Here is a 17,031-nt window from a genome sequence, read left to right as displayed (position 1 = left end):
TTTCCAACCGAGCGGGCTGCGCCATCTCTGTCAAATGATCTACTTCACCGGCGATACCCACTTTGCAGATCCTCGCGTCCTTCGCATCGACCGACGCCCCTTTCCCGACATGACTTCCCATGACGTGACGCTGATCAGGAACTGGAACGAGATCGTTGATCCGCAGGACGACATCTGGCATCTCGGCGACTTCATGTCTTTCCGCGGCGGGGACTGTGACCAGCTCCTTTCGATGCTGAACGGGCGAAAGCACCTCATCATCGGCAATAATGACCCTCCGACGACGACAGAGGCGACGGGGTGGGCGAGCGTTCAGCACTATAGCGAGATGACGCTGGACGATCATCTGCTGATCCTTTGCCACTATCCGTTCCGCACATGGAACAAGATGGGCAAGAAGTCGATCAATCTGCACGGACATTCCCATGGTCGCCTGAAGCCCCTGCCGCGCCAGTACGACGTCGGGGTCGATGCCCAGGGCCTCAGGCCCGTATCGCTGCAATCCTTGTTGTCAACGAAGCGAGGGCCGTGATCCCGCCCCATCGGGAACATTTCCATTTAGGCGGGAACCGGCGCCGCCCGGCGAGGTTGGGCAGTGTTTTCTCAACCAAAGGAACTTCCTGATGTTTATGCGCGTCGATCAATTGCAGGCGGAATTGCCCGCGCCAAAGGCCGCAGACCCAAATGCGGCCGCAGCCCTCCAGGAGCTGCTTGGCGGCAAATACGGAGAGATGTCGACTCTCGGCAACTACATGTTCCAGAGTTTCAACTTTCGCTCCAAATCGAAGCTCCGGCCGTTCTACAGCCTGGTCGCCAGTATTACCGCGGAGGAGCTCGGCCATGTCGAGCTTGTCAGCAACGGCGTCGCCATGCTTGCCAACGGCCCTGACATGCCCGATGGCGACGCAGGCGATGGCGGCGACATTTCCGGCGCGCCCTTCGAGGACATGAAGGACATCCGCCTTGCCGCGAGCTTCCTGTCGGGCGGCGGCGGCGCAATGCCGGTCAATAGCAACGGCGCCCCGTGGAACAACGACTTCATCACCACGACCGGCAACATCGTCTTCGACCTGCTGCACAACTTTCATCTCGAATGCGGCGCCAGACTTCATAAGCTCAGGGTCTACGAAACTGTTACGGACCCGACAGGGCGCGAAGTCTGCGGATATCTGCTTGTTCGCGGCTCGGTGCATGCGCATGCCTATGCGCTTGCGTTGAAGAAGATCACCGGCGTCGAGATCGAGAAGTTTCTCCCCTGCCCCAACATCCCGCTCGCCAACATTCCGGAGGCGCAGAAATATCTCGACGAAGGATCGCATCGCCGCCTCTACACCTGGAGCCCGAACGACTACAAGGAAATCGCCGGCATCTGGAGCAACGACGAAGTCGCGCTGCCGGACGATCCGCCGGGCGAGCTCGAAGTCGTCGAGGGCATGCCGGAAGGCGGTAAGATCCACCAGCTTGTCGGTGTTCCCTCCGCCTTCACGCCCGACTACGCGCCGGAAGAGATGTTCGAGATCGCCCAGAAGCTGTACAAGAAATCGCTGTAGGCAGACGACTGGCAGGTGATGCCCTCGAGCGGGAACAAGTGCTTAAGGCCGACGCGGTGTCGGCCTTTTCTTTCGCCGAGGCGAGAGGTTCGATGGCGTGGCTAAAGCGGTTCAGTTTCTCACCGAAGCGCAGAACCTGTCTGACCTTTTGTATTTTTTGCAGTTCCGGACGGAAAACCGCTTCGCAGTTTTCCTGGAATTGCTCTAGGGAAAATGCATGAAAAGCACGGAGCGGCAGAAAGAGGTCAAGGAGTGGTTCTCTTCGCTGGCGCCTGTCCGGCCGATCGAGATGATCGGCCTGTGGCGAGGCGCGGGCATCCCATCGGACCACCCGCTCGACGGCGTTCTCGAGAATCTGGGCTGGTTCGGTAAGCGGTTTCATGAGGATATGCGCGCGGACGCCCTCCTGTTCCAGTGGCGGTCGGATCGGCTCGTGGCGATCGAACCCGGGATCTTTCCAATCAGACTGGCGATCAAGGCAGCACCGTTCGGCCGCACCAGGGTCGCGCGGAACTGGTTCTCCTATCTCCAGAAGGCACTGCGGGCGCGGGGTACGACAGCGTCTCTGAAGCTTCAGACGTTCGAGAGTGTTTCCACTGCCGCGATGGTCTACGACCGGCAGCCGATCGCCGACTACTTCCGCAGGACGGGGGACGACGAGGTGGCCGGTATGATGTGCGTCGACGGCGATGCCCGTCGCTATTTTTTCACGCTGCGGAGGATCGACGCCCCATCGCAGTGACAGGGTGAATGAACAGGAAGCAGGATGCCACTCGGATGCAATGGCTGCACGAGCGCCCGAGGTGGGAACAATCTGCCTTGCTCGTCTGTTAAAGCGTGACGCAACCCGGGGGATTTCATGCGTGCTGCTCTGATCGCCATTATGCTCTCGCTCTCCTGCTTGCCGGCCAAGGCAATAGCGTCGGAGGCAGGATTTCTGCAGTCTCTGGCCGGCGACTGGAGCGGAACCGGCATGGTGCTCACCAAGATAGGCGGCACGAACCTCAAGGTCTCCTGCACCCTCCGATCCGATGCGGGTGCATCTGCCGTCTCGATGAACGGGACGTGTCGCGGCCTTGCGGTTTTCACCAGAACCTTCTCGGCGACTGTAAAGGCCGCCGGAAATGGCTATACCGGTAAGTATGTCGGACCATCAGGACTGCCTTCGAAGCTTGCAGGAAGCAGGAAAGGCGCCGCCCTTAACCTGCGTGTGACCTGGGCGCGGATGGTCAACGGGGATCGAGATGCCATTTTGCTGATCGAGAAAATCGGGCAGAACAGGCTTCGACTGCAGACCGTCGACCAGGACCCCGCTTCCGGGCAGCCGGTCGTGACCAGCCGGATCGATTTGCAGCGGCCCTCCCTGGCAGAAAGATAGCAGCCGGGCCGCTGCTCTCGGCGGAGCGGCGGCTCGATCGCCACCTTCAGTGCTTTTTGGCGCGATGGTCGCCGCGGTCGCCTTCTCCGGGCTTCGCATCATTTTTTGCGCGCCGCCGCTTGTCTGCCGACAGCGAGCGGCCGACGTCGGCTGACTCGGTGAAGCGGCCGTTATCGTCGCGGCGGACGTAGCGCTTGTCTGTGCCTGTATCGATGAGTTCGCGCTTGGACATGGTGGTCTCCTGCTGTTGGAGCAGTGAAAACGCACGAGATTCCAAAAGGATGCATCGCCCGGCGTCATTTCCGACGCGCAGCTTCTGCCGCGGACGCCTACGCGGCCATCCTGACGAGCGCGTCGGAAAGCTGACGGGTATCATAGGGCTTGGAGAAGAAGAGGCCGCGCTCGGGCAAATCACCCGCGTTGGGCTGCTTCATGCCGGAGACGATGATGATTTCCACGGGCGGCCAGCGGTCACGGACGGCCCTTGCCAGCATCAAACCGTCCATGCTCCCCGGCATGTCGATGTCGGTAAACAGGATCCGGATGCCCGGCACTCTTTCGAAGAGCATGAGCGCCTCGTCGGCATTGTGTGCCTCGAGCGCTTCAAAGCCCGCCTCCTCGACGATCGCGACCGCCATCATCAGCAGCAGAGCTTCGTCCTCGACTACGACTACCTTCGTTTTCATGTCTGGCTCGTATGCTTTACGTCCCGGCTCAGTGGATCAACTTCGCCTTTGGCAACCGGTTCCCCGATCGAAAATATAACTTGGAACACGAGACCTTCGGCCCGATAGTCAGCGTGGGATCGCGCTTGCGCCTTCGACGGGAAGGCACGTTCTATGAGCACGGAGCCGAAGCCTTTTTTCGTTGGCGTCGAGACTGGCGGTCCGCCCGCTTCGGTCCACAGGAGACGGACCCGTCCATCATCGTGCCTCCACTCTATGGTGACTGTTCCATTGTCGCTGCCGAGGCTTCCATACTTGGTTGCATTGGTCGCCAGCTCATGAATGACGAGCGAGAGCGGCAGGGCGGTTTCGGCGGGAAGAACCACGTCCGGGCCGTCGAGACGAATGCGCTCGGTTTGCGAGGTGACATGCGCTCGCAGTGCTGCGGATACGATTTCCCGGACGGGGGAAGCCGACCCCTCCCGGGACAGAATGAGGTCATAAGTGCCGGCGAGGGCTGCGAGCCTCTCGGCGAAGGAACTGTATCTCTCCGGATCGGAGCGCGAGAACGTTTGCCGGGCTATCGCCTGCACGAGTGTAAAGCCATTCTTGACGCGATGCGCCAGCTCGCGGACGAGAAGGCTCCGCTCTTCCTCCGCCTCCTGGTTCTGGCGTCTGCGCTCTTCGAGTTCATCGAGCAGCCGGTCGAAGGTTGCGCCGACGAGCCCCAGCTCGTCCGGTCCCTTCATGCCTGTCCGCGCCGTCGTCTGGCCGCTGCGCCACTTCTCCATCACATCCGCGATCCTGGAGATCGGCGCCAGGATGAAGCGATTGCCGATGAAGATCGCGGCGAGGAAGGCGAAGAGCGCGCCGCCGATGATGGCGAGCGTATTCATCAGCGTCGCCCGGTCGATCGGCGCGAAGGCTTCCGGTTTCGAGAAGCCGGCGCTGACATAGAGGGGGTTGGAAGGCAAGGCTATCGGGCGATAACCAAGGATGCGCGCTGTTCCGTCCTGACCGGTGATTTCGATCACATCAGGTTGTTCGGCGTGAATCAGCCGTCGGTATTCCTCGGGCACCACCGTGCCGACGAACTGTTCGGGAGAGGGAACGTGCGCGACGATGGTTCCCTTGCCGTCGGCGATGGTCACGGCATTGCCGGGAGCAACGCCACGCTCGGTGATGCGGTTCTGCAGCCAGTCCAGCCGGATTCCGCTGATGATGACGGCCTTGATGGTATCGCCTTCCATCAAAGGCATCGCAAGCGGCAGCACTGGGCGGTCGGAAAGGCGGCTCTGCGTGTAGGTGCCGACGGAGAAGTCTTTGGTTTCCAGGGTCTGCCGGAAGTAATCGCGATCGGAAAAGACCACGCCCTCGGGAAAAGCCATGCTTCCGCAGATAGGCCGCCCATCGATGCCGGCGACGAAGATCGTGCGGATGTTCGGAATGCTTTCGGCGACCGATTTCAGGGCGTCGTTGCAAAGCTGGACGTCGAGGTGCCTGACGGAAGGCATGGCGGACACGGAGACGAGAAGGGCGTGCAGCCCCTCAATGATTCGTTCGACTTCTGAGGACGCTTGCCTCGCCGCCTGTGCCGCGGAGGTGCGCACTTCCTCATTGCGCTGATGGCGGAGCGCGACTTCGTTGTAGAAGAGCATCGCAACCACAGGCGCCAGCGCCGCGACCGCAACCGCAACCAGTTTGAGTCTCATCCTGTCCCCTCTCGGAAAAGGGTTGGTAGCATGATCGAGACGATCTGGCCCAGACCGCGCGGGGAATCTTGTTTACAAAATATCAACATACGAATCCCGATGCCTGTGCTTAAGCCTTGCCGAGCTTCGCATCGCGGCTAGTTAAGTCGAAGATGAGTGATGCCAAAAGCACTTCCTCTGAAAACTCTCCCGCCGGGTCTGTGCCGCCACGGCCGCTCACTGGCGCAATGGCCGATGAGGTCGAACGTCTCTTGTCAGGCCGCACCCGCGATATTCGCCTGAAGGGTGAGCTGCGCGGCCGATTCGAAGAACGGTTATGGCGACAGACGTCGAAGGTCATCCGCTCCTGGATGATCTGGGTCGCCTTCGTCGATGTCCTGACGCTGGCGCTGAACGCCATCCTGCTTCCCCATGAGGTCGTCCTCTCGATGATCGCGCCCGCGTGCCTTTTGCCGCCGGCGGCGATTTTGACCGCGGTTGTTTGGAGCAAGCCGCGACAGGCCGTCGTTCAGCAGGCGTCGCTGCTTGTGGGAATGTTCCTCATTCTCCTCTCGGTCGCGCTCGTCGGCGTTTTTGCTGGCGGTGAATATTACGAGCGGCATTTAAGCATAATGTTGTTCGTCGCGACGAGCGCAATCACTATCTTCAGCGTGCCGTTGGCCTTGACGATCGCAATCGCCTGTTATGCCCTTTGTCTCTATTTCATCCTTCAATGGCACAACCCGCTTTTGGAAGCGGGCAGCGTCATCGCCGCCACCCTGTTCTTTTCCTGTGGGATCATCGCGACGGTGGTCGCCAGGCGGACGATGAACATCCTGGCGCAGAAGACATTTCTCCTGGACTGCAGGGATCAGCGCCGTGTCGCGGAGCTTGCAGACGCGAACGCCCGATTGGAGCGGCTGGCCAGAACCGATCCGCTGACAGGAATTGCCAACCGCCGTTGGATGATGGAAACCCTCGAGGGCCTGTGGCGCGATGGCCGTGAAACCGGGGTCGTCGCAGCCATGCTGATGTGCGACATCGATCATTTCAAGGCGCTGAACGATCGGCTTGGACATAGCGAAGGAGATCGCTGCCTCGTTAAGGTCGCCGGCATCATCCAGAGCTGTGTGCGCGCCGATCGCGATCTCGTCTCGCGACATGGCGGCGAGGAATTTCTCATCGTGCTTCCGGATGTAGATGAAGAAGAGGCCGTCGCGGTTGCCAAGCGAATACGCGAGAGCGTGGAAGCCGCCGCCCTGCCGAACCCAGCCTCTAGCGTCGGCCCCTCAGTGACGCTGAGCGTCGGCGTGGCGTTCAAGTCGGTTCTCGACAAGGATGTTTCGTTGGCCAATCTCCAGCACGAAGCCGACATGGCGCTTTATCGCGCCAAGGAAGCCGGACGCAACCAGGTCTCGGTCTTTCGTCGGCTGTCAGCTGCCGGCCAGATCGCTGCCCGACGCCAGGGGTAGCGGTAGCCAGTTTGATCAGAGCTCTTTCTCCCGAACAATCATCCAGCCTGCGGCCAACATAATCGCGCCCCAGGCCAAAAAGCCGATATCCCAGTAGATCCACAACGAACGATCGACCGTTTCATTCACGTGATGGATGCCGAGCAGTTGATGACTGACAAGTCCCTCTACAAGGTTGAACAGGCCGAACCCGATCAGAATCGTGCCGATCAACTCCCTCGTCGACCAGCCGAAATGCGGGCGGCGTGCGTGGCGCCAAAGAATAAGCAGGCCTGCGAGGAAAAGCAGGTAGGTGGCGGAGTGGAAGACCCCATCCCAGAAGGTGTTGGACTGAAGGTTCTCGACTGAGGGAGCTGGATACCACCCGCTGAACATGTGATGCCATTGCAGAAGCTGGTGGAAAACGATGCCGTCAAAGAAACCGCCGAGCCCCAGGCCGAACAGGACGCCCGATGATCGCGGGAAGGCTAGCCGTGCGGCCACGCGGGTGACCGCGGTCATCGGATCACCAGGATCAATGCCATCGCGATGGCGGAGATGAACCCGGTGGCGCTCAGACCGAACGTCAGATATTCGGCCGCTTTTTGCCGGTGAGGGTCAAGCTCCACGTTCCCGATGACAGCCGCGAGGCCCCCGACCAACCAGCTCGCTAAGGTCAATATGCCGAGGAAGAGCGCCCATTGCGTTGCTGTGTCCATTGTCTTGCTCTCATGCAACTACTTTTCCTTGCAGGGAATGCTCCTGCGGCATCCTTAACAACACAGCCCGGATTTTGTTTCCGTGCGGTATCGCACTCCGCTCGGAGACGGTCGCGCAGGGTCACAGCAAGGGATGAGCAACCCCTTCGAGGGCCGGGCCGCAGCGACATCTAAAACGTAAGCTGCACCTTACAGGCGGCCGTGCGGTCGCCGGCGAGTGTGAAGGCCGCATTCGCCTGTTCCAGCGGCAGGCTGTGGCTAATGATCGGCCGGACATCGATCTTGCGGCTCGCGATCAGCTTGGTGGCCGTGGCGAACTCCTCGTGGAACCGCTGCGTGCCGTGGATATGCAGCTCCTTGCCGACAATGGCGTTGAGCGGCACCGGGATCTCGCCCGTGACGCCGACCTGCACGAGCGTGCCGCGCGGCCGGATGGCGGCGATTGCGCTCCGGATCGCGGGTGCGGCGGCGGAGCATTCGAAGACGAGATCGAAATAGCCCTTGCCCGTCTCGAATTCGGCAAGCGCAGCCGCATCCCGGGAGACGTTGATCGTGCGGCTGGCGCCCATCGCTTTGGCCCGCTCCAGCGCCGCCTCGGCCAGATCGGTCACCACGATCTCGGCCGCGCCGTAATGACGGGCGGCGGCAACCATCAGGCAGCCGATCGGGCCGGCGCCGGTGACGAGGACGCGTTTGCCCGGTATCTCGCCGGCGCGCGATGCGGCATGCAGGCAGACGGCGAGCGGCTCGCTGCAGGCGGCTTCGGCGGCTGTCGTCTCGGCTCCCATTTCGAAACATTGGCCGGCCGGCACCACCAGCCAGTCGCGGAACATGCCCTGCTCATGCGGCAGGCGCATCGCGCTGCCCATGAAGCGCATGTCGAGGCAGTGGATCGGCAGCCCCTTGCCGCAATATTCGCAATGGCCGCAGGGCTGGCTCGGATTGACCGCGACCAGCGTGCCCGCTTTGAGTTCGACCCCCTCGCCCGCCCGGCTCACCCTCCCCGAGGCCTCGTGGCCCGGTATGATAGGCTCGCGCACCCTGACCGGCCCGAAGCCGCCATCCTGGTAATAATGCAGGTCGGAGCCGCAGATGCCTGCGGCCGCCATTTTCAGAAGCACCTCACCCGGCCCGGGGGCGGGAACGGTATCGGTTTCGACCCTGAGATCGCCCTTCTGGTAAAGCCGTGCCAGACGCGTCTGCATCCTATCTCTCCTATCTCAACAGTCCAAGCTGCTGCGGCAGCCAGAGCGATACGGCGGGAATGAAGGTGATCAGCATCAGCGCCAGGAAGAGCGGCACCAGCCAGGGCAGAATCGCCATCGTCGTGCGTTCGACCGAGAGTTTGGCGACCCGTGACAGAACGAAGAGCACCATGCCGAGCGGTGGGTGAAGCAGGCCGATCATCAGGTTCAGCGTCATGATCAGGCCGAACTGAACCGGATCGATTCCGAACTTGGCGACAATCGGCAGAAGGATCGGCACGAGGATGGTGATCGCCGCGATCGTATCCAAGAAGCAGCCGACGAAGAGCATCAGAAGGTTCACCAGGATCAGGAACACCCATTTATTGTCCGTGATCGACAGGATCGCATCCGAAAGCAGCTGCGCGGCCTGGCTCACTGTCAGCAGCCATGCAAAGACAGATGCGGCGGTAACGATGAACAGAACGGATGCCGTTGTCTCGATCGTGTCGAAGCTTGCCTTGGCGAGCGTCGAGAGCGTCATCGTACGGTAGCGCACGAGGCCGAGGAACAGCGACCAGAGGACGGCCGCGACGGCGGCTTCCGTCGGCGTGAACCAGCCCATGGTCATGCCGCCGATCAGGATGACCGGGGTCATCAGCGCCATGACGGCGGAGAAGCTGAAGTACCAGTCGAGCGCCAGAAGCACGAGAAGGGCGATGCCTGCCGCTGCGTTCATCGAAACACCCGCCCGCATCATCAGATAGATCGCCACAGGTACCAGGAGGACGATGACGATCTCCATGCCGGCAGACAAGAGCTGGCGTATATTGAAGGGGGCGTCAGAGCCCCAGCGCCTGCGATAGGCAAAGGCGGCGACGGTGATCATCATCAGGAGCGTCATCACGATGCCGGGCAGGATACCGGCCATGAAAAGCGCGCCGATCGAGACATTCGCCATCATGCCGTAGATGACGAAAGGCAGAGACGGCGGAAAGATGGGTCCTAGCGTGGCGGAGGCCGCCGTGACACCGACCGCCGCCTCGACCGGATAACCATGGTCCTTCATCGCCTTGATTTCGATCGTGCCGATGCCGGCGGCATCCGCAAGGGCAGTGCCCGACATTCCGGAGAAGATCACGGAGCCGATGATGTTGACCTGCGCCAGCCCGCCCTTCATCCAGCCGACCAGCGCGACGGCGAAGGAATAGATGCGGCCGGTGACGCCGGCGGAATTCATAAGGTTGCCGGCGAGGATGAAGAAGGGCACGGCCAGCAGCGGAAAACTTTCGACGCCGGCGATCATGCGCTGGGCGACGATGATATCGGGCGCCACGCCGTAAAGGACGATATAGAGCACGGAGGCGACGGCCATCGAGATGGCGACGGGCACGCCGACCAGCATCAGAACCAGGAACGAGCCAAGAAGCAGCAGCATCGGATCACCCCTCTACGGCCTGGAATTCTTCGGGCCGCTCCAGCACGGAGTAGCCGCGGCGCATATTGGCGATGAAGACGATGACCGCGCGGATCAGCATCAGCACGAAGGCAACAAGCACGGAGTAGAAGACGATGTTGCGCGGCAGGTCGATGGTGACCATCTGTTCGTCCGCGACGATGTCGACGTAACGCCACATCAAATAGCAGCCATAGGCGAAGAAGCCGATGCGGACGATATCGACGAAGGTTGCCAGCACGCGCGCCAGCCCTGCCGGCATGTAGTGATAGAACACGTCCACCTGGATATGCCGCGACATGCGCACGCACATGGCGGAACCGAGGAACACGACGCCGATCAGGCAGTTGATCGCGATTTCCTCGGTCCAGGCATAGCTGTCGTTCAGCACGTAACGCGTGAAAAACTGCAGGAAGACGCAGCCAGTCATCAGCCAGAAGACGACCAGTGTGATCCAGTCCTCGATGGCATAGTCAGCGATGTTCGCCGTCGGCGCGTGCCCTTCGAATTCGTGACCGATTTCCTCGGCCGTGATTGGCGTATGAATTTCTTGCGACATGATCGGCCTTGTTCCGGTTGGGAATGAAGGGCGCGGCGTGTGGACGGCGCGACTTCAGTTTTTTGACAAGCGTTGTGCCGCTGCTGCCCTGTTCGTGCCGAAGGCCGCCCTCACCCTAACCCTCTCCCCGCCTGGGGAGAGGGGACTTGCCCTGCGAGGGGTAAGAGGGGGCGGAAGGTTTTCAGCTTGTCCCTTCTCCCCGCCGGCGGGGAAAAGGTGGCGGCAGCCGGATGAGGGTTGGCAGCGCTCTGAGGCTCCTACTGAATCGCCCGGATCGCATCCCAATCGCTCTTATCGTAGCCGAAGTCCTCGAACTTCACCTTTTCCATCACGTTCTTCTCGAAATCGCTCTTATCAACCTCGGTGACGTTGAGACCCTTTTCCTTGAAGGTCGCAACGAGGCTGTTTTCCTTGCCGGCGATCGTCTTGGTCGTGCGCTCGGCAGCCTCCTGCATGACCTCGCCGAAGATCTTCTTGTCCTCTTCGGAAAGGCTCGCCCATCGCGTCTTGGAGACCACGGTGTTCAGGTGATCGACGATGTGGCCGGTGAGGATGATGTTCTTCTGGACTTCGTAGAACTTCTTCGCCTCGATCGTCGTCAGCGGATTTTCCTGCGCCTCGACCGTGCCGTTCTGCAACGCGAGATAGACCTCGGCGAAGGCGATCGGCGTCGTGTTGGCGCCGCAGGCGCGCGGCATGGCGAGATAAGCCGGAACGTCGGGCACGCGGATCTTCAGGCCCTGCATGTCGGCGCATTTGGCCATCGGCTTGTTCGAGGTCGTATGGCGCGTGCCGTAATAGCTGACGGCAGTGATGTGGTTGCCGGTCTTGTCTTCATAGCCCTTGGCGAGACGCTTGAAGACATCGCTCTTGGTATAGGCGATCAGGTGATCGGGATTGCGGAAGATGTAGGGGAAATAGGTCACGCCGATCGGCTTGTAGTCGCGCGCCGCAAAGCTCGATCCTGAGATGATGATGTCGACCGTACCGAGCTTGAGGCCCTGGTTGATGTCGGCTTCCTTGCCGAGCTGCGAGGCCGGATAGACCTCGATCTTGTAACGCCCGTTCGTGCGCTTGTTGATCTCTCCGGCCGCCCAGACGGAGTCCGTGTGGAACGGTTCGGAAGTCTCATAGACATGCGCCCACTTCAATACGGTCTCGGCATGCGCGATCGCCGTCGACGCCAGGATCGCGGCCGCGGTGCAAAGTATTGTTGCCAGTCTGCTCTTCATCGCTCTCTCCTCCCGAACTCGGGTTTAAGTCTTGGTGCTTCCTTTGGCGGATGCCTTGTCGCGGCCCCGCTCCTCCTCTCCCGAGAACTCCTCCCCGAAGCTCTCGGAAAATCTTTTCTGCGACATGGTGAGATGGGTGCGCATCGCAGCCTTCGCGCCTGCGCCATCGCCGGCGGCGATCGCATCGCGGATCGCCCGGTGCTCGTCGACGGCGATACGCCATGTCGTCGGCCCCTCGAAGTGGCTGGCCAGCTTGGCGAAGTATGGCGTCATGCGCATGTCGAAAATCTCGCCCGTCACGCGGATCAATGTGGCATTGCCGATAATGGCGGCAATGCCGGTGTGAAAGGCCCGGTCGGCCGCCAGCACCGTTGCCGCATCGTTGACGCCGCCGCTCATGCGCTGCAGCGCTTCGTCGAGAACCGCGATATCTTCCGGTCCGGCTCGAGTTGCCGCTTCCTCGGCTATGGCGCATTCGATGATGGCGCGCGCCTGCAGCAGTTCGAAAGGCCCCTCCACCGGCTCGTTCTCGCTTGCCGCCATGCTGATGGCATGCCGGTGCGCGACATAAATGCCGGAGCCCATGCGGATGTTGATAAGGCCTTCGACCTCGAGAACGATCAGCGCCTCGCGCACGGTCGGGCGCGAGACGGACAGTTGTTCCGCGAGCTCGCGCTCGGCCGGCAGCTTCTGGCCGAGCGCGAGCTCACCGCTGGCAATCATCGAACGAATCTGATCGGCCACCTGCCTGTAGAGGCGGCGCGATTCAACGGGCGAAAACATTCTGGCCTCCCGGCGGCTTCTCCTCAAGCGCGCAGCTGGTCAACTGGCCTGACCAATTAAGACATGGATATCACCGTCGGGGTTGTGCGTCAATGCGCCGCATGAAACTCAGACAGGAGCGTTGATCCCGTAAGCAGCGCCAAGCGCCTTGAAGGATTCGACCGTGACCGGATCAAGCTCCACGCCCGCTTTTTGCCGTTGCGCGGCCACAGCCCATTCCCGGTCACCGGGCGCCATCACCTTGAAGCCTTCGCGTGCCGGGGAATTGCGCAAGGTGTCAAGATAACGCGTCATCGCCGCATCGAAACTGTCGATGTCAAGAAATGCGCCGGGCTTGAGGGCGATGACGAAAGCGCCGAGGCCGCGCGGCGTCGAGAAATCAGGGCCTGGCATGGGGGCGATGTCGACGCTGAGTTTCATGCCGGTTAGCACCGCGCTGAGGATTTCGGCAATGCCGGCGAGCCCTGCGCCTTTGAAGCCGAACTCGCCGCCGAGCGGCGCCAGCATGTCGGCGATCTGAGGGTCTCTGGTGTCGTAGCCCCGCTCGTCGGAGGCGACGCCGGCGGGCAGTTCCCGGCCGAGGCTTCGATAGAGCTGCACGCGGTTATACGGCACGGCACTCGTCGCCATGTCGAAGAGCCAGGGATTTTGCCCTTTCACCGGCACGGCGCAGGCGATCGGATTCGTGCCGTGGAAGCGCATCGCCCCGTCATGCAAGCGTACGAAACTGTCGGAATTGCAGAAGGCAAAGCCAATGAAGCCGCGTTCGGCGGCGTCGATGGCATAGGCGCCCGCCGGGCCGAAATGCGAGGAATTGCGGACGGCGATTGCACCGATGCCGAACTCACCCGCCAGTCGTGTGGCGTGATCCATCGCGGTGTAGGTCGCGAGCGCGCCATGGGCATTATCGGCGTCGAGCGAGGCGACGGCGCCAAGGCTATTGGCGAGCGTCAGCTTCGGGCGCGGATTGAGACGGCCTTCGACCAGCCCCTTCACATAATGGGCGAGCAACCGCACCCCATGGCTGTCGATGCCGTGACAGGTGCCATGCATCATTGCCCTGGTGGCGGCCTCCGCGGTTGGCCGGTCGGCGCCTGATGCGGTCAGGATCTGCCTGCAGAAAGCCTCGATTGCCGCAAGCGGTCTCAGGATGCCGGAAGATTGGGTTCTGTCGGCCATGCTGCTTCATCCATTCCGGTCGCGTTTTCCTAAGATGTAGCTCAAGCGCCGCCCGGCCGTAAATGGCGGAAATTGCGGGAACCTTGGCCATCTTTACGGGTTGGGTGGCCTGATATCAGGAGCATGACGATGAATTACATCTGGCTTTTTGCCGTGGCGGGAGGAGCAGCCCTTCTCGGGATTGCGCTCGCTTTCGGAATGATCAAGCAGGATGGCCGCCGGTCGGTCGCCGCCATCGCCGGCGCCTTTATCGTTGCCATCGGCGCGCTTGGGCTCGGCGTCTACGTCGCCAGCGAACCCACGGCCCCGATGCGCGCGTCCGACCGGGAGGGATCGCAGAACAGGCTTCCGGGCGCAGCGACGACCGAGAAGGATCTGCCGGGGCAGTGATGTATGTGTGACGCCAATTCCCGCGCGAGCGATGAGACCGAGCGGGCAGATACGGCGGCAGGAGGGTTCATTGTGACAAATTTTGCGGCTGTGTCGGAGCGCGCCTTCGCTTCAGCTCTTGAGGCAATGACCGATGAAGGGCTTTTCGAACTCATGGCCGAGTTGGAAATCCGCAGCGAAGCCTTGGACCGGCTGCGCCGAGCGACACGGTCTTCGCCCAGATCGTTTTGGCCGAGAGCGCCATCCCGGGCAGGATGTTGAGACCTTACAGAGAGTGGGAAGCCCGCCGGATACGCCGCGATTGCTCGTGACAGCGGGCGCCGGCATAAGGCGTTCGTTCTCGCCGGCTGGAGTATGTCAGGCAAACGTTTGCGGCGATTTGCGGTCGCAAGGTGGGTTAGCGGTATATCGCCAGGGGACGGCGGCTGATTTGCGGCCAATCACGGCTCGATATGCCTGGGACGTCATAGGCATCGGCGGCGAAGGCCTCCAGGGAAGCTCGATCGCGGATGATCACCATCCCTCGGCTGGAGTAGATGAAATGTCGGCCTTCAAGCACATGCAGTGCATCGGTAACGCTGGAGCGCCGGACGCCGAGCATCGTCGCCATATATTCATGGGTGATTTCGATCTCTTCCCCTTCCAGGCGGTCGTGGCACATCAGAATCCACTTCGCCAGGCGAACGTCGATCTTATGAACGGCGTTGGACAGCGCGTTGTTGGCGACCTGCACGAAGAAGGCATGTACAAAGTGCGAAAGCAGCCGGCGAACGGGGGGGCGGTCGACCAGGAAACATGCCAACGCGCCGGCGTCCACACGGCGTCCATGACCGCCGACCTGCATCATCACGTCGAACGAAAATCGCTCTGCATCCACCGTCAGGGCCGGCGGCGACATTGCGTCCCTGCCAAGCACCCCGATTTCGGCTTTCCTGCCCTCGGGACTCGTCGCGACCATGCAGGCGATGCCGCTCTCCAGAAAATAATAGTAACTGACCGGCGTGCCCGGATGAACGAGTTCGAAATCCCGAGGAAGAGGAAGCGGTTCCAGTATGCGCTCCAGTGCCAGAAGCTCCGGATCCGCCAACTGCGATAGAATGAGATTTCTGCTTTCAAACGCTCGCATCGCTCTGCCCTTTGTTTGGCAAGAGGACACTGTCTCCCGGCCGCCAGCGCCACAAGATGCGCTCGACCGTACTGGAATTATGAACTGCGGAAAGGCCGTTTGCAAGGCACCCAAGCGTAAACTGCCATCCTCGAACGAAGGTCCACGTGAGCGAGATTTGTACGCAACCGCACGCGGCGGAGAAATTGCTGTAGCAAGTGCTAATGTAGCTGACGGCAATCTCTGGGGCGCTGGCATGGATCAATTTCACTTTCCGAGCGATGAGTCGGAAATCTATCGGCACATCGTCGAGAGCGCCCGGGATTATGCAATTTTTGCGATGGATCGCGACGGTACTGTCCTGACGTGGAACGCCGGCTCGGAGAATCTTTTCGGCTATACGGCGGGCGAAATCATCGGGCAGAACAGTGCCGTCATCTTTTCGTTCGAGGACCAGCTTGACGGAGTTCTTCTCAAGGAAATCAGGCTTGCGCTCGCAACCGGCCGCGCCGGCGACAATCGCTGGCACATCAGGAAGGACGGCAGTTCATTCTGGGCGTCAGGGCTGATGATGCCGCTTCGCAACGATACCGGCGAAGTCTACGGCCTGATGAAAATCGTCCGCGACCGGACACTAAGACTCCATGAAGACGAAGCCTTGCGCGCCAGCGAGGAGCGGCTTCAACTCATTCTCAAAAGCGCAATCGATTATGCGATCTTCGCTATTGATAGTGAGGGGCGGATCATCAGCTGGAACACGGGAGCCTGCCGCATCTTTGGCTATGAGGAAGGCGAGATACTCGGTCGCGATGCACGCATTCTCTTCGTCGCGGAAGATCGAAACGGTGGCGCCCTGGAGCGCGAGATGAACGCGGCGGCCGAGCACGGCCGCGCGGAGAATGACCGGTTTCATTTGCGTAAGGATGGATCGACATTCTGGGGCAGTGGATTAACCATGCCGCTGCGTGCCCAGCGCGCCGGCTATCTCAAAGTGCTCCGCGACGATACGGAGAGACATTTCGCAGAAGAGCACCAGCAAATCATGCTGCGCGAAATGAGCCATCGGGTTAAAAACAGCCTGGCGCTGGTCGCGGCCATGCTCGCCATGCAGGCCCGTTCGGCCAAGCAGGAGGAGGTCGCACAGGCCCTGCGTGATGCGGAGGCGCGTGTCGGAACGATTGCCGAGGTACACGACCAATTGTGGCGCCAGCCGCAGATCGAAACGGTGGACCTTGCCGATTTCCTGTCGAGCCTTTGCCATCGCCTGCAGCAGTCGACCACCCGACACATGATGTCAGTCGATGCCGATCCATGCATGGTAGATGCAGACCGCGCCATCCAGGTCGCGCTCCTCGTCAACGAGCTGGTGACGAATTCTGTCAAGCATGCCTATCCTGACGGAACAGGCACCGTCACTGTCAGCGCCCGCAGCCTCGGAGAAGAAATCGTACTTGAGGTCGCTGACTGCGGAAAAGGTCTGCCTCTGGAAGTGCTATCCCCTGAGAATGGCGGAAAAAGCCTCGGAATGAAGATCGTCCGCGCTCTCGTGCAGCAGCTGAAAGCCGAGCTTCACATGGAAAACAGGCAGCCCGGTACCGGTTTCGTGATCCGGTTCCCGAGGGAAGCGTGATGGACTATTTGAAGCGCCTGCCGTGAGGTCGCCTCATCGGCCGCCGCGAGGCGTTTCGC

At 61.2% G+C, this 17,031-nt stretch carries 19 protein-coding genes; 7 read left to right on the top strand and 12 right to left on the bottom strand.

From position 1 onward, the window contains the following. Positions 1 to 34: 34 nt before the first annotated feature. The 4 genes from FFR93_RS21380 to FFR93_RS21365 all read left to right on the top strand — a co-directional run bounded on the left by FFR93_RS21380 (position 35) and on the right by FFR93_RS21365 (position 2,928). Positions 35 to 532 carry a metallophosphoesterase family protein gene (locus tag FFR93_RS21380; RefSeq protein ID WP_138394675.1) on the top strand — a complete coding sequence of 166 codons (498 nt, stop codon included), beginning with the start codon at positions 35 to 37 and terminating at the stop codon, positions 530 to 532. A 91-nt stretch (positions 533 to 623) separates the two neighbouring features. Next, positions 624 to 1,550, top strand: a complete 927-nt coding sequence (locus FFR93_RS21375; protein ID WP_064708360.1) for a manganese catalase family protein — start codon at positions 624 to 626, stop codon at positions 1,548 to 1,550. A gap of 217 nt (positions 1,551 to 1,767) precedes the next feature. Next, a complete protein-coding gene (locus FFR93_RS21370) occupies positions 1,768 to 2,292 on the top strand; it encodes a GXWXG domain-containing protein (protein WP_138394674.1) in 525 nt (174 codons plus the stop codon). Positions 2,293 to 2,409: 117 nt separating this feature from the next. Next, complete coding sequence (locus FFR93_RS21365; protein ID WP_138394673.1) at positions 2,410 to 2,928, top strand: hypothetical protein; 519 nt, start codon at positions 2,410 to 2,412, stop codon at positions 2,926 to 2,928. A gap of 46 nt (positions 2,929 to 2,974) precedes the next feature. Here FFR93_RS21365 and FFR93_RS21360 read toward each other — a convergent pair whose 3' ends face one another. The 3 genes from FFR93_RS21360 to FFR93_RS21350 all read right to left on the bottom strand — a co-directional run bounded on the left by FFR93_RS21360 (position 2,975) and on the right by FFR93_RS21350 (position 5,305). After that, complete coding sequence (locus tag FFR93_RS21360; RefSeq protein WP_138394672.1) at positions 2,975 to 3,160, bottom strand: hypothetical protein; 186 nt, start codon at positions 3,158 to 3,160, stop codon at positions 2,975 to 2,977. A 97-nt stretch (positions 3,161 to 3,257) separates the two neighbouring features. Continuing rightward, the gene (locus FFR93_RS21355) at positions 3,258 to 3,614 is read right to left on the bottom strand and encodes a response regulator (RefSeq protein WP_138394671.1); all 357 of its coding nucleotides are present in this window, start codon (positions 3,612 to 3,614) and stop codon (positions 3,258 to 3,260) included. Next, positions 3,611 to 5,305 (bottom strand): cache domain-containing protein, encoded by a 1,695-nt coding sequence (locus FFR93_RS21350; RefSeq protein WP_138394670.1) that lies wholly within the window; start codon positions 5,303 to 5,305, stop codon positions 3,611 to 3,613. Before FFR93_RS21350 ends, FFR93_RS21355 begins: the two co-directional genes overlap by 4 nt. Before the next feature lie 152 nt (positions 5,306 to 5,457). On the opposite strand from FFR93_RS21350, the gene FFR93_RS21345 reads away from it, so the two are divergent. After that, positions 5,458 to 6,756 (top strand): GGDEF domain-containing protein, encoded by a 1,299-nt coding sequence (locus FFR93_RS21345; RefSeq protein WP_138394669.1) that lies wholly within the window; start codon positions 5,458 to 5,460, stop codon positions 6,754 to 6,756. Positions 6,757 to 6,771: 15 nt separating this feature from the next. Here FFR93_RS21345 and FFR93_RS21340 read toward each other — a convergent pair whose 3' ends face one another. From FFR93_RS21340 to FFR93_RS21305, 8 genes are all read right to left on the bottom strand, one after another. Beyond that, positions 6,772 to 7,257, bottom strand: coding sequence for a DUF2243 domain-containing protein (locus FFR93_RS21340; RefSeq protein ID WP_138394668.1), 486 nt, complete (start codon positions 7,255 to 7,257; stop codon positions 6,772 to 6,774). Beyond that, positions 7,254 to 7,454: a hypothetical protein gene (locus FFR93_RS21335; protein WP_064708565.1), complete on the bottom strand. Its 201-nt coding sequence runs from the start codon at positions 7,452 to 7,454 to the stop codon at positions 7,254 to 7,256. The genes FFR93_RS21340 and FFR93_RS21335 overlap by 4 nt, the downstream gene beginning before the upstream one ends. Before the next feature lie 170 nt (positions 7,455 to 7,624). Further along, a complete protein-coding gene (locus FFR93_RS21330; RefSeq protein WP_138394667.1) occupies positions 7,625 to 8,659 on the bottom strand; it encodes an L-idonate 5-dehydrogenase in 1,035 nt (344 codons plus the stop codon). Between the two features lie 10 nt (positions 8,660 to 8,669). Beyond that, on the bottom strand, positions 8,670 to 10,076 hold the full coding sequence (locus FFR93_RS21325; protein ID WP_064708369.1) for a TRAP transporter large permease: 1,407 nt from the start codon (positions 10,074 to 10,076) through the stop codon (positions 8,670 to 8,672). 4 nt (positions 10,077 to 10,080) lie between these two features. Beyond that, positions 10,081 to 10,653, bottom strand: a complete 573-nt coding sequence (locus tag FFR93_RS21320) for a TRAP transporter small permease (RefSeq protein ID WP_064708370.1) — start codon at positions 10,651 to 10,653, stop codon at positions 10,081 to 10,083. A gap of 257 nt (positions 10,654 to 10,910) precedes the next feature. Then, positions 10,911 to 11,885, bottom strand: coding sequence for a sialic acid TRAP transporter substrate-binding protein SiaP (locus FFR93_RS21315; RefSeq protein WP_138394666.1), 975 nt, complete (start codon positions 11,883 to 11,885; stop codon positions 10,911 to 10,913). A 24-nt stretch (positions 11,886 to 11,909) separates the two neighbouring features. Next, a complete protein-coding gene (locus tag FFR93_RS21310) occupies positions 11,910 to 12,668 on the bottom strand; it encodes a FadR/GntR family transcriptional regulator (RefSeq protein WP_138394665.1) in 759 nt (252 codons plus the stop codon). A gap of 108 nt (positions 12,669 to 12,776) precedes the next feature. Continuing rightward, positions 12,777 to 13,847 carry an Ldh family oxidoreductase gene (locus tag FFR93_RS21305; RefSeq protein ID WP_138394664.1) on the bottom strand — a complete coding sequence of 357 codons (1,071 nt, stop codon included), beginning with the start codon at positions 13,845 to 13,847 and terminating at the stop codon, positions 12,777 to 12,779. 129 nt (positions 13,848 to 13,976) lie between these two features. Between FFR93_RS21305 and FFR93_RS21300 the strand changes: the two genes are divergently transcribed. After that, positions 13,977 to 14,237, top strand: coding sequence for a hypothetical protein (locus tag FFR93_RS21300; protein ID WP_064708374.1), 261 nt, complete (start codon positions 13,977 to 13,979; stop codon positions 14,235 to 14,237). A 397-nt stretch (positions 14,238 to 14,634) separates the two neighbouring features. Here FFR93_RS21300 and FFR93_RS21290 read toward each other — a convergent pair whose 3' ends face one another. Next, the gene (locus FFR93_RS21290) at positions 14,635 to 15,363 is read right to left on the bottom strand and encodes a Crp/Fnr family transcriptional regulator (protein ID WP_138394663.1); all 729 of its coding nucleotides are present in this window, start codon (positions 15,361 to 15,363) and stop codon (positions 14,635 to 14,637) included. 235 nt (positions 15,364 to 15,598) lie between these two features. Here FFR93_RS21290 and FFR93_RS21285 point away from each other — a divergent pair, with 235 nt between their 5' ends. Then, positions 15,599 to 16,972 carry a PAS domain S-box protein gene (locus tag FFR93_RS21285; protein WP_138394662.1) on the top strand — a complete coding sequence of 458 codons (1,374 nt, stop codon included), beginning with the start codon at positions 15,599 to 15,601 and terminating at the stop codon, positions 16,970 to 16,972. Positions 16,973 to 17,031: the final 59 nt, after the last annotated feature.

The sequence above is a fragment of the Rhizobium sp. MHM7A genome (genome assembly GCF_005862215.1).
Classification (GTDB): domain Bacteria; phylum Pseudomonadota; class Alphaproteobacteria; order Rhizobiales; family Rhizobiaceae; genus Rhizobium; species Rhizobium bangladeshense.
This window is presented reverse-complemented; position numbering and strand designations above follow the sequence as displayed.

Coding starts and splice junctions, on each gene's coding strand:
- FFR93_RS21285 (WP_138394662.1), top strand. CDS start 15,599: ATGGATCAATTTCACTTTCCGAGCGATGAGTCGGAAATCTATCGGCAC.
- FFR93_RS21365 (WP_138394673.1), top strand. CDS start 2,410: ATGCGTGCTGCTCTGATCGCCATTATGCTCTCGCTCTCCTGCTTGCCG.
- FFR93_RS21360 (WP_138394672.1), bottom strand. CDS start 3,160: ATGTCCAAGCGCGAACTCATCGATACAGGCACAGACAAGCGCTACGTC.
- FFR93_RS21380 (WP_138394675.1), top strand. CDS start 35: ATGATCTACTTCACCGGCGATACCCACTTTGCAGATCCTCGCGTCCTT.
- FFR93_RS21310 (WP_138394665.1), bottom strand. CDS start 12,668: ATGTTTTCGCCCGTTGAATCGCGCCGCCTCTACAGGCAGGTGGCCGAT.
- FFR93_RS21335 (WP_064708565.1), bottom strand. CDS start 7,454: ATGGACACAGCAACGCAATGGGCGCTCTTCCTCGGCATATTGACCTTA.
- FFR93_RS21355 (WP_138394671.1), bottom strand. CDS start 3,614: ATGAAAACGAAGGTAGTCGTAGTCGAGGACGAAGCTCTGCTGCTGATG.
- FFR93_RS21300 (WP_064708374.1), top strand. CDS start 13,977: ATGAATTACATCTGGCTTTTTGCCGTGGCGGGAGGAGCAGCCCTTCTC.
- FFR93_RS21345 (WP_138394669.1), top strand. CDS start 5,458: ATGAGTGATGCCAAAAGCACTTCCTCTGAAAACTCTCCCGCCGGGTCT.
- FFR93_RS21370 (WP_138394674.1), top strand. CDS start 1,768: ATGAAAAGCACGGAGCGGCAGAAAGAGGTCAAGGAGTGGTTCTCTTCG.
- FFR93_RS21315 (WP_138394666.1), bottom strand. CDS start 11,885: ATGAAGAGCAGACTGGCAACAATACTTTGCACCGCGGCCGCGATCCTG.
- FFR93_RS21330 (WP_138394667.1), bottom strand. CDS start 8,659: ATGCAGACGCGTCTGGCACGGCTTTACCAGAAGGGCGATCTCAGGGTC.
- FFR93_RS21325 (WP_064708369.1), bottom strand. CDS start 10,076: ATGCTGCTGCTTCTTGGCTCGTTCCTGGTTCTGATGCTGGTCGGCGTG.
- FFR93_RS21350 (WP_138394670.1), bottom strand. CDS start 5,305: ATGAGACTCAAACTGGTTGCGGTTGCGGTCGCGGCGCTGGCGCCTGTG.
- FFR93_RS21320 (WP_064708370.1), bottom strand. CDS start 10,653: ATGTCGCAAGAAATTCATACGCCAATCACGGCCGAGGAAATCGGTCAC.
- FFR93_RS21290 (WP_138394663.1), bottom strand. CDS start 15,363: ATGCGAGCGTTTGAAAGCAGAAATCTCATTCTATCGCAGTTGGCGGAT.
- FFR93_RS21375 (WP_064708360.1), top strand. CDS start 624: ATGTTTATGCGCGTCGATCAATTGCAGGCGGAATTGCCCGCGCCAAAG.
- FFR93_RS21340 (WP_138394668.1), bottom strand. CDS start 7,257: ATGACCGCGGTCACCCGCGTGGCCGCACGGCTAGCCTTCCCGCGATCA.
- FFR93_RS21305 (WP_138394664.1), bottom strand. CDS start 13,847: ATGGCCGACAGAACCCAATCTTCCGGCATCCTGAGACCGCTTGCGGCA.